We start from the raw sequence: 11293 nt of genomic DNA on the forward strand, positions 1-11293 counted from the left end.
TGAAATCGGCTCTTTTGAAATAATGCTTCCGCGAAAGATGTAAATCTGATAACAAAACTCTAATTTACTGTAAATGAAAAAGATGATATAGCTGTAATTTTAATGTATTATAAATTGATAAAAAATGCAAACATGGAAAATACAGACAATAATTACAACGAAAACATCGCAAGATGTCCTTATCACGCTCAACTAAATGCTACTCAAAATAACAATTCGGAAGATAAGGATGCAAATACAGGAGACTGGGATGACGAACGTGAAGACAATCGTACCAGCGAAGAAGGTTACGACAACGATCAGAATGACAACAGCGGAGGCGCAGGAAGTTCAGGAAGTGCTTCAACCAATAGCTAACCTCAGAATGATATAAAAAAAGAGCTTAATTAGCTCTTTTTTTATATTTATATATCACTTACGTGTTGCAACTATCTAGTAATAAACGTAAAGCATGATTTTTGAATTTGAACTTTCAATAATTTTTTCAAGTCTTTTAAAAAATATCTCGTTTACCATCGGACAACCATGGCTTCTCGCAATATAATGATCTTGTTCTTCATAAGGAACTGCAGAGTACTGGTGAAGTACAATAGCTCTTTTAGCAGCATTACAGTTGGTTTCATCAAGACCAGTAAGTCTGAACGCCTTTCCAAAAATACCTTTATATGATTTTTCTACAGAATATCTTCCCAGTGAAGTGCAGTTAGAGTTTTCAGTATTACTGAATTTTAAATCTCCCGGCACACCTGTTTCAGAACCGCTGCCATGTGCTACTAATCCCTGATCGATGATTTTATTATTTTGAAGGTCGTAAACAAAAAAGCGGTTTTTTCCGGATTTAATTTTCATATCCACAAAAAAAGCAATTTTGTTGCTGTATTTACGATCAGTAACGGCGAGGGATTTGATCTCATTAACGTGATCACTAAGTCTTAAAACATCAAATTCAGTAAGAATTTCTTTTTTATCTGTCACGTTGTAGGTTGTGAAAGAACTAAAGCAAACAAACAATACCATAAAAACTATTCTCATATGCAGTATTATGAAGTTACAAGTTAAATAAGATTTGGCATATCAATCGTTACTTTTTCTATTTTTCACTTTTGATGTTGCAAAATTATGTATAAAATTTTATATAATTCCCATGTTTATATGTTAAATATTTTGTAAGTATATGAAAATCTGTCCTATACATAAAATTTAACTTTTAAAACGCATACAGCATATGCTATTTTTACTTTTTTAAATTGCAACACTATTGCATTTAAGAATAAGATTTCTATATTTGCAACACTATTGCGTTAATAACGCTTTATTTCTGCCAATTTTAATTTTAGAATGAAAAAGAAATTTAAAATAATAAATCTTCTTATGCCATTAATAGTATTGTTTGCAATACTATTTCCGGTAATACATTCTTACGAACACATCCTTGATTCCGGCAGTAAGGAAAAAATAGAATTTTCTGAACATACACAGCTAAAATCAAAGTTTCATTCAGCAGAAAAATGTTCAATCTGCGATTTTAAATTCAGCGCCTGCAGTACTTTTACTTTTACGGCTTTTCATTTTTATAAAAATAGTTCTGTTATCCAGCATGTCACTTTTTATGCAAAAAAACAAACTATATTCTTTAAGGGCTCTCTCTTTTCCCTAAGGGCACCTCCTGTTTTTATAAAATAAATTGTATTCCCAAACTGCTTGTCAGCTGGGTTTTCTATGCGTTTAAAATTAGATAAAACTCAAAACTTTATTGGATTTCATACTGTTCAAATTACTTTTTGAACACTGCTATGATCTGTTTAAATCTTTGATTTACATTTTTCCGTTACTCCGTGAAGTTATCGGTAAAAACGTATACTGCTATCTGTTTTATTCCCGAAAACCCTCTGCAGCATAAACTACATCACAGTTTACACGTTTTGGCGTACTTCAGTCTTCCATCTTACACACAACCATTACCTGCTTTGGGCTGATTTTTTTGGCCACTGTCATTTGTTGTTCTGTTTAAAACCTTTTTCAATGGAAAATTACCATTGAAAAGCTTATCTGTAACTCAATTTAATATTTATAAAATGATTCGAATCAAATCAAAAAAGATGAAAACCACGAAGTTATTTCTTGCTTCCATGTTTATGGCAATGGCTTTTACAGCCTGTGACAGCGACAATTCTGAGGATCAGAAACCAATACCTACAATTGATAAAATTGAACTGGGTCTCGGAAATAACGAAACGGGAGTTATCGGTCAGGATTTTCACTTTAACGCTGAAATTGTTGCTGCCGACAAAATCCAGGATGTTCAGATTAAAATTACTCAGAAAAGCACTGAAACGTATTCTAAAGCCTGGAATCACGAAATTGTCTGGACACAGTATGCCGGAGCAAAAAATGCCACAGTACACAAACATTTTGACATTCCAGCCGATGCAGCAGAAGGTAAATATGATTTTACCATTATCGTAAATGACCAAAATGGCAGCAGGCTTGAAATCAAAAGGAATCTTACTATTTATAAATTGGAAAATCTGCCAGTGAATCCGGTTGCTTCCATTTTTACCGTATTCCTGAATGATGGTTTTTTCTACAGAAAAGGCGCTTACAAAGCTGATGGAGCGCAATATAAAAACGGAGATTTATTACAATCGCAGGTTACGCTTACAGGTATCAAGGGAAGTGGTAAAATGTATCTGCTATTGATTAATAAAAATGCCAGCCACAATCCGGAAAGCATTGATCAGATTGATTTCAGCAAAGTAATCGTCTACGATGTTATGGAACATAAGGATATGACAGAAGTTGGCGAGTTCTCAAACGTACCGTGGAATGGAACTGAATTTACAAGAGAAATGCCGAAACTGCTTATAGGTGCTGCAAAAGACAATAATTTTCCTGTTGCGCAGGATTTAATTGCAAACAAATCGTGGGTATCGGGAAATTATATTTTTAAGGCTTTGTATAAAAACACCACCTACAACATCAACTTTTCGCAGTCAATTGATATTCCGTTAGCCCTTTAATTATCCCAAAATGAAAATATTAAAACTCTTAGCTGCCGCATTTACATTAATCCTTGTGCTTTCCTGCAGCAGCGATAACAGCGATATTGATACAGAATATCCTGTAATAGACTTAACAGCACAAGATGCTTTTCCTGTACAATGCAGCACGATCACGCGCGGGCAGAAAATAATTTTTAAAGCAAAGTTTAGTGACAATACCGCTTTAGGCTCTTTCAGTTTAGACATTCACCACAATTTTGATCACCATTCACATAGCACAGAAGTGAGTAACTGTGAGACTGATGCTGTAAAAAAACCTGTTAATCCCATGCTTTTTATAAAATCAATTGACATTCCGGGCGGGGTTAAAAATTACGAAGCTTCAGCCGAAATCAATATTCCGGCCGATGCAGATCCCGGAGATTATCACTTTATGATTCGCCTTACCGACAAGGAAGGATGGCAGACTCTAAAAGGCTTAAGCATTAAAATTTTATAATTCAGCTGAATGAAAAACAATAAGTTCATTTTTAGGTTACACTGTCTGTTACTGCTATGCTGTTTATCAATGGCTGAACACTCATTTGCGCAAACAGCAGTGCTTTCCGGCCGCATACTTTCTGATTCTCACAAGCCATTAGAAGGTGCTTCTGTTACTCTTTATCCGTCAAAAATTACTGTGATTACCAACAAAAAAGGTGAATTTAAATTTGACTCGATTCCTTTTGGAACTGCGAAACTGGTGGCACATTTTTCTGGTTTTCAGACTTTTGAAGCAGATTTAAATCAACAATCAGGACAATTGCATGATATTATCCTAAAACCCGAAATAAAAGAACTTGAAGAAGTAATCGTAACAGAATCTTATGGCGAAAAACGTAAAAAAGAGGAATCGCTTAATCTGGAAATTGTAAACTCCGGTTATATCCAGCGAAACCTTGGCGGAAGCCTGATGCAGTCTTTGCAAAGAATGCCGGGCATAAAAACCATCTCTATAGGTTCAGGCGGCTCTAAGCCTCTCATTCGCGGACTGGGTTTTAATCAGGTAGTTGTGGTAGAAAACGGACTTAAACACGAAGGTCAGCAATGGGGAGCCGATCATGGTTTGGAAATTGACCAATATGCTGTAAACCGTGTTGAAATCATCAAAGGTCCTTCGTCTTTTATTTATGGGGCTGAAGCTATTGGAGGAGCCATTAATATTAAGCCGCTGCCGCTTCCTGCAAAAAACACTTTTGGAGGCAGTACAGATATTACCGGAAAAAGCAATAATGAACAATTTGGCGGTTCTTTGAATGTATTCGGAAGAAATGAAAACTGGTTTTTTGACAGTCGGATTACCGTAATGGACTATGGTGATTACCGCGTGCCGGCAGACACCGTACACGTGTACAATTATGCTGTTCCTTTATACAAAAATCAGCTGCGAAATACTGCGGGAAAAGAATTGGATCTTCATTTTAGTACTGGTTTTACAGGCGAAAATCTTAAATCGGTTTTTTATATCAGTAATGTACACAGCAAAAGCGGTTTTTTTGCAAATGCGCACGGTCTTGAACCCAGAAATGTTGATACCGGAATTCATGACAAATCCAGCAGAGATATACTGATTCCTTACCAGCAAGTCAATCATTTTAAGATCAGTAATACGACTTCTTTTAAATGGGCAGATCATGCGATAGAAACCCAATTCGGTTTTCAGAAGAATTTCAGGCGTGAATGGAGTCAATATGTAAATCATGGCTACATGCCGCCGATTTATCCCAATAATCTTGATGCGCCGGAAAATTTAGAGCGTCAGTATGACAAACAGGTTTGGTCATTTTCGGCTAAGGATGAATTTGCTGTGGGAAAGCATCAGCTGGCTTTGGGAGGCAACGCGATACATCAGCAAAATAAAATCGGCGGCTGGAGTTTCCTGATTCCGGCGTTTACCCAATTTCAGGCAGGAATATTTCTTTATGATAAAATTGCCCTCAATGACGAATGGCTGCTAAATGGCGCTATCCGTCTGGACCACGGAATGATTAAAATGGATTCCTATTACGATTGGTTTCAGAGTGAAGTCCCTGACGGAGACCAAAATAGTCCGGAATATCTACAACGTTCACAGGAACTTGAGAAAACGTTCAATAGTTTTACCTGGTCGGCCGGGGTTAATTACAATCCCGGAAATCTTTCGCTGAAAGCCAATTTGGGAACAAGCTATAGAATGCCTATTGCAAAAGAACTGGCTTCTAATGGTGTCAATTATCATTATTTCAGATTCGAAAAGGGAAATCCCAATCTTGATGCCGAACGTTCATATCAGCTGGATTTTGGAATGGAATGGAAAACTCAGGCCTGGTCTGTACAGCTGACGCCTTTTGCCAACTATTTCCCGAATTATATCTATCTGAATCCCACTTCCGGGCATGATACGTATTATGGCGCAGGAAATCAGGTTTTTGAATATCAACAGAGTGAGGTTTTTCGTTATGGTGCAGAATTGCAGGCTAATATTCAGTTTTCTGAAGTTTTAAATGCAGAAATTCTTGCTGAATATCTTTACTCCGAACAACAGTCCGGAAGAAAAAAAGGCTATACCCTGCCCTTTTCCCCTCCTCCATCTGTTTTGTTTGGACTGACTTATAATCCGAAGATTAAATTCCTAAAAGAACCTTATTTCTCTTTGGATTACCGAATTACAGCCCAACAGAATCATATTGTACCACCGGAAAAAAAGACAGCGGAAAGCCATGTTTTTAATCTTGCTTTTGGTACAAAAATACAATCAGGGAAACAGGATATTACCATAAGTTTTCAGGTTCAGAACTTGTTTAATACCCGTTACCTCAACCACACTAGTTTTTACAGGCTTATCGAACTTCCTGAGGCTGGCAGGAATATTATTTTATCAATGAAAATTCCTTTTCTGATTCAATAATCAGTCCAAATTTAAAATCAAATATTAATCAATTTTAATCCATAATTCAATGAAAAACAAGTATTACAAATTTTTATTTTTAACTGCTTTTGCTCTATTTTCTGCCTCTTGCAGCAACGATGATGACAACAATAATACCGAAGAGCCCGCAGAAGTAGTAACAGAGCATAAGTACCTGAGAATTTTACTTTCTGACGAAAAAACGACAGAACTGACACTGGTAGATCCCGCTGAAGCGAAAACCAGTTCTTTTACGGCAAAGTTTGCCAAATCAGCTTTGTATACAACCGGATCAGGCAGGTATGCCGGAATTGTGCACAGGGATAATAATACTGTTGAAACTTTTGACAGTGGTTTTGAAACGCATGGTGACCATATCGATGTAGACGGAAATCCACAATTCGGATTTCTGACTGGCCAGTCGCTTAAGCCGACACACTTTAAAAGTAAATTGGGTGAGATTTTAACGTTTAATGATGGTGACGGTACTTTATCTGTTGGTAAAGAAGCTGATGTAAATAAATCCGGAAGTGTTTTTAAAACCATAAATGCCGGTCTTTTGGCACATCACGGTGCCATGGCACAATTTTCTAACGGAACTTATGCCATTACCGAAAAAGATAATTCTGTTACGGGAACGCTTCCTGAAAAAGTAAAAATTATTAACAACACGGGAGCTACCCTTTTTGCTGCGAAAATCGCAACAAAAGGAATTCACGGTAATGCCTCAGACGGAACTTATGCCGTATTTGGTTCTGTTGACGGGGTTTTGGTTGTAGAAAGCAACGGAAACCAGAAATTGATCACACTTCCGTCTGATTTTGGAACGGCCTGGTTTGGGAGTATTCTGGAAACTGCAGATAATGGAAAATTTGTTGGTTTTACAGCAGCAAAAGGTGCTTATTTAATTGATGTTGTAAACAGTACCATAAAACCAATTTTACAAAACACAACAATTATGCAATGCAAAGTGAGTTACAATCACAAAAAACTGGGACTTCTTTTGCATTCTGGCGAGTTTAAACTTTTTAACCTTACAAGCTTAGCAGTAGAAAAAGAAACAAAACCGATTTCAGAAACTGCAACAGATGCAACATTAAAACCTCAACTGGCAATTAGCGAAAGATTTGCTTACATCACTTCGCCAAATACGGGAGAATTAATCCAGCTTGACCTTTCTTCAGCTGTTTCAAAGAAAATAAAAGTATCCAATACACCGTATATGATTACGATTATTGGTTATGAAAATAGTGAAAGCCACTAAAAAAACTAATTATTAAACTTAAAAGCAGGTATACATTCTATACCTGCTTTTTTTATTACAAAATCAGGTATTTATACTATAAATGGAAAAAACCGAAAGGGTTATTTTTGAGTTATAAAACTTTTGAATTTAAAAATTACAAAAATATGCCCTGGACCATTCTTGAACCTTTTTGGAAACGCATTTTAGACCCCTCTGCTCCTATTACAGCAGATAATCAAAACTGGGACAAGGAAATTAAAACGTTATATCAATTAGGCATTAGTATGGAAGATACGCTGCAGTTTCTTTATATTGAAAGACCTGATTTTGAAAGTTTTAAAACCTGGATTTCTGCCAGACAAAAACATGATAAAACTGAATCTGAAAGTTTAATTGCGAACGTTTTGTCTGATGAGGATCTGGAATTTTGGAATAAAAAAGGTTATATCATTGTAAAAGAAGCTATTTCGAAAAAAGATTGCGAAGACACCCAGAAAGCCATCTGGAATTACCTGAAAATGGATTCTGACAATCCCGAAACCTGGTATAAAAGACATGAAAACCAAAAAGGGTTAATGCTTAATTTTTCTGATCATGAAACATTAAATAAAAACCGGTTTTCACCCCGGATCAGAAAAGCTTATGAACAACTTTACAACACAGACAAAATATACAAAACCATAGACAAAGTAAGCTTTAATCCACCCGAAACTAAAGGATTTAAATTTTTAGGAAGTCCGTTGCATTGGGATACCAGTTTAAACCAGCCCATTACGTTTGGATTGCAGGGGCTGCTTTATCTTACGGATTGCGGTCCTGATGATGGTGCATTTCATTGTGTCACGGGATTTCATAACGAAATAAACCAATGGTTAAATAGTCTGGAACCTGATGAAAATCCAAGAGATAGAGCAATCAGAACCCTGGAGCCTGAACCGATAACCGGTAATGCCGGCGATTTTATAATCTGGAATAATACATTACCGCATTGCGCTACTCCAAATAAGGGAAAAATACCCCGAATGGTACAATATCTTACCTATTTACCTCAGGATTATGATACTTCCGGAGAATGGATTTGAGTTAGTATAATTTACAAAAGTGTATCTGAAGGATCACAAGGAAAATAAATTGTTATATCTGTTCCTTTCCCGGGTTTTCCTTCTGCAAAAATAGCACCTCCTACAGCCTGCATAATCTTTTTGCACAAGGCCAGACCAATTCCCGATCCTGTATATTCTTCTTTATGGTGCAATCTTGTAAAAACCTTAAAAATTGATTCAGCATACTGCTGGTCAAAGCCAATTCCGTTATCAGAGAAACGAACCCAGTAACAATATACTTTAAACATGTGTTCGATTATAACCGGTTCGTCAGAAGCTGTAATGGTGATAACAGGCGTTCTCTCTGTTGATGCATATTTTAACGAATTCTGTATAATATTTGAAAACAGCTGTTTCATCAAAAAAGTGATAGAATGAATTTCCGGAAGGTTTTCATACTGAATTACAGCTTTGCTTTCTGTAATCATTTCACTCATATCTTCAATTGTAAACTGAAGAATTTTATTTAAATCCGTTTTTTCAAGAATGCCTTGTGTGTTCTTAATTCTGGTATACTTCAGAATATCTTCCAGTAAAACCCTCATTCTGCTGGCTGATTTTGATACACGCTGCAGCGAATGAGCAATTGAATCCAAAGGCACAGCATCAATTTCAGAAATCACTTTGGAAGTAATCATTTGTATTTTTCGGAGTGGTTCCTGTAAATCATGAGTACTAATCCAGTTGATGTTTTCAAGTTCTGAATTGGTTTCGCGAAGAATTTCACTTTGAGTACGGTATTTTTCTTCCTCTTCACTCAGCATGATCATCATAAGCTGGTTATGAAGAACGTGGGCATATTGGGCTGCTCCGTTAATTTCATACTGTTTCCAGATACTGCTTTGATTTTTAATAATCTGTTTCCAGATATTAAATGAATTTCGCGGATGAAGACCTGTGCTGTCTTTTACAATACTTTTTTCCGGATCGCCCCCCCAGCTAATTTCGGATATCGTTTCCGGACGGAACCAAATAATATGGTCGGTACTTCCCAGAGAATGATAAATAATGCCGGCAATTGTAGAGCAGTTTTCCAATTCAGGAAAATGGTCATTGAGCTTATTGGTCGCAAATATTGTATTGATTTTCAGGTTCCCAATAGATTCTATTAAGGCTAGAATTTGATCATCAGAAGGTGTTAAGCCATTTTTATAGATTTTTCCCCTGCTAATAATAGAAACACCCGCAGCATTACAAATATGCAGTAATTCAGGTGAGCTGATAATTTTCTCTAATGAATCCTGAACAAACTGAAAATCCATACCTGTTAACTGTTCAAGCGCTTCGGCTGTATTCTGGGCGTTTAAATTCTCATCATTAGATTGTCTTATATCAATCTGAGAGGTTATAAACTGTCCCTGAAGTTTTGCCGCCAGCCTAATTTCCGGAGAGATATTCTTTTTTGAATAATGATGGCAGGCAATTAACCCCCAAAGTCGTCCATGATGTATTAGTGAAATCGTAAGTGTGGCACCAACACCCATATTTTGCAAATATTCAACATGGATTGGTGAGGTACTTCTAAGTATAGAAAGGCTTAAATCCAGGTTTTTATTTTCTGAATCGTCAACTGTAAAAATCGGAACCGGCTCATAATTAACATCTACTATTAACCTAAGCTGGTTTTTAATATATAATTCCCTGGCCTGCGCCGGAATATCTGTATGCGGGTAATGCAATCCCAAAAACGGTTCTAAATCCTCTCTGCAGCTTTCGGCAAAAACTTCGCCATTGTACTGCTCATCAAAACGGTAAATCATTACACGATCGTAACCCGTTATCTCGCGGGTTCCTTCTGCAACAAGCGCGCATAAATCCTTAAGTGATTTGGTATTGTTCATCTGGGTCACAAACTGAATGGTCTGTGTGTAGACATCTGCCAGTTTTTCCCTTCCGGTAAACTTAAATTCAGCTTCGAGGATGTATATATCAAAACTTCTGTGAATGCTGATTTGAAATAGGTTTCCAAGCAGGTCAATTTCAAGAGGAAATACATCTTTATTATCTTCTCCTATATATTCAAAAATTTGCTGTTCTGCTTCTGATCCAAAAACATCGGCAAAATTTTTACCAAGCGTCTCTGCATGCGTTATGCTTACAAATCCTGAAATATTCTCCGTGCAAAAATCTATTTTTCTGTCCGGAGTCAGTCCTATTAAAAATCCGTGAGGCTGAATTTTTCCCGGCACATGTATCGGTTCATGTTCGCAATTGGTCAGCGTAACAATATCACGATTTACTATATCTTTAATCTTCATTCTTTCTGTCTGCTCCCAAAATGATTGTAAATACTGTCAAACGCATAAACCGCTCCTTCTATAATTTCTTCTGCACAATTGTTTGTGTTTTCATATTCTGAAAGCATATTAAGAAAGTTTTTCCAATAACTTCCTGTTTTATCTCCGTAACCATTAAAATAGGACACTCCTTCATTACCTGAAAGTTTTGGATTGGCCGAAACATTTTTCAGAATAAATCTTCCGCCAAGAGTTGAACCTTCAATAACATATAATATTCCCAGTGCAAACGGAACTGATATAGCTGTAATTTGAAAAACGTTTTCTGAAACCCTTTTATTATAGTTAAGAAACGAAAGATCTTCTTCAATAAGAGGTGTTTTTTTTCTGTGTTCCAAATCAGCAACTATTCCTGTAAGCAAAGGAAAAATAACTTCTTCAGTGCTTTTATGTACATCATGCATCAGATTTAAATAATGACAGTAATCTTCTATTTTCATATCCGGGGATAAAATCGAAGCTGAAACAGGAAGGCTCTCTAAGTTTTTATGGGAGTCTGCTGTCTGGTTTTTTAGATCATTAAGAAAATGGGATGATAGTAAAGAAGTGGGATTTGTGCTCATAGATAGTATTACAATTTTAGAAATACCTCCAGGCATATTCTCTAAGCAAATTTAAAAAAAAAATACATTTAAGCTAATTACATTAATAGTTCCTTATTCTTACAAATTGAAAATCAATTGTTTTTAAAATTAATACATTCCTAGTCCATTTTCAGT

General features: G+C 36.2%; 9 protein-coding genes. 6 read left to right on the forward strand and 3 right to left on the reverse strand.

What is annotated here, in order from left to right:
• Nucleotides 1–132: 132 nt before the first annotated feature.
• Nucleotides 133–357: a hypothetical protein gene (locus DCO46_RS03745; protein WP_124019541.1), complete on the forward strand. Its 225-nt coding sequence runs from the start codon at nucleotides 133–135 to the stop codon at nucleotides 355–357.
• Between the two features lie 75 nt (nucleotides 358–432).
• Here DCO46_RS03745 and DCO46_RS03750 read toward each other — a convergent pair whose 3' ends face one another.
• Nucleotides 433–1032 carry a murein L,D-transpeptidase catalytic domain-containing protein gene (locus DCO46_RS03750; protein ID WP_116751238.1) on the reverse strand — a complete coding sequence of 200 codons (600 nt, stop codon included), beginning with the start codon at nucleotides 1030–1032 and terminating at the stop codon, nucleotides 433–435.
• A 1067-nt stretch (nucleotides 1033–2099) separates the two neighbouring features.
• On the opposite strand from DCO46_RS03750, the gene DCO46_RS03760 reads away from it, so the two are divergent.
• The 5 genes from DCO46_RS03760 (at nucleotide 2100) to DCO46_RS03780 (ending at nucleotide 8256) form a co-directional block, all read left to right on the forward strand.
• On the forward strand, nucleotides 2100–3020 hold the full coding sequence (locus DCO46_RS03760; RefSeq protein WP_165828825.1) for a DUF4625 domain-containing protein: 921 nt from the start codon (nucleotides 2100–2102) through the stop codon (nucleotides 3018–3020).
• A 10-nt stretch (nucleotides 3021–3030) separates the two neighbouring features.
• Complete coding sequence (locus DCO46_RS03765) at nucleotides 3031–3501, forward strand: DUF4625 domain-containing protein (RefSeq protein ID WP_116751241.1); 471 nt, start codon at nucleotides 3031–3033, stop codon at nucleotides 3499–3501.
• 69 nt (nucleotides 3502–3570) lie between these two features.
• Complete coding sequence (locus DCO46_RS03770; RefSeq protein WP_116751242.1) at nucleotides 3571–5928, forward strand: TonB-dependent receptor; 2358 nt, start codon at nucleotides 3571–3573, stop codon at nucleotides 5926–5928.
• Between the two features lie 49 nt (nucleotides 5929–5977).
• Nucleotides 5978–7192, forward strand: coding sequence for a hypothetical protein (locus DCO46_RS03775; protein ID WP_116751243.1), 1215 nt, complete (start codon nucleotides 5978–5980; stop codon nucleotides 7190–7192).
• Nucleotides 7193–7299: 107 nt separating this feature from the next.
• The gene (locus DCO46_RS03780) at nucleotides 7300–8256 is read left to right on the forward strand and encodes a phytanoyl-CoA dioxygenase family protein (protein ID WP_243416248.1); all 957 of its coding nucleotides are present in this window, start codon (nucleotides 7300–7302) and stop codon (nucleotides 8254–8256) included.
• A gap of 11 nt (nucleotides 8257–8267) precedes the next feature.
• Here the strand turns inward: DCO46_RS03780 and DCO46_RS03785 are convergent, their stop codons facing one another.
• Together DCO46_RS03785 and DCO46_RS03790 are read right to left on the reverse strand one after the other, a co-directional pair.
• Nucleotides 8268–10535: an ATP-binding protein gene (locus DCO46_RS03785; RefSeq protein ID WP_116751244.1), complete on the reverse strand. Its 2268-nt coding sequence runs from the start codon at nucleotides 10533–10535 to the stop codon at nucleotides 8268–8270.
• Nucleotides 10532–11137 carry a biliverdin-producing heme oxygenase gene (locus DCO46_RS03790; RefSeq protein ID WP_165828827.1) on the reverse strand — a complete coding sequence of 202 codons (606 nt, stop codon included), beginning with the start codon at nucleotides 11135–11137 and terminating at the stop codon, nucleotides 10532–10534. Before DCO46_RS03790 ends, DCO46_RS03785 begins: the two co-directional genes overlap by 4 nt.
• Between the last annotated feature and the right edge of the window lie 156 nt (nucleotides 11138–11293).

The sequence above is a fragment of the Flavobacterium sp. HTF genome (assembly GCF_003105115.1).
GTDB lineage: Bacteria > Bacteroidota > Bacteroidia > Flavobacteriales > Flavobacteriaceae > Flavobacterium.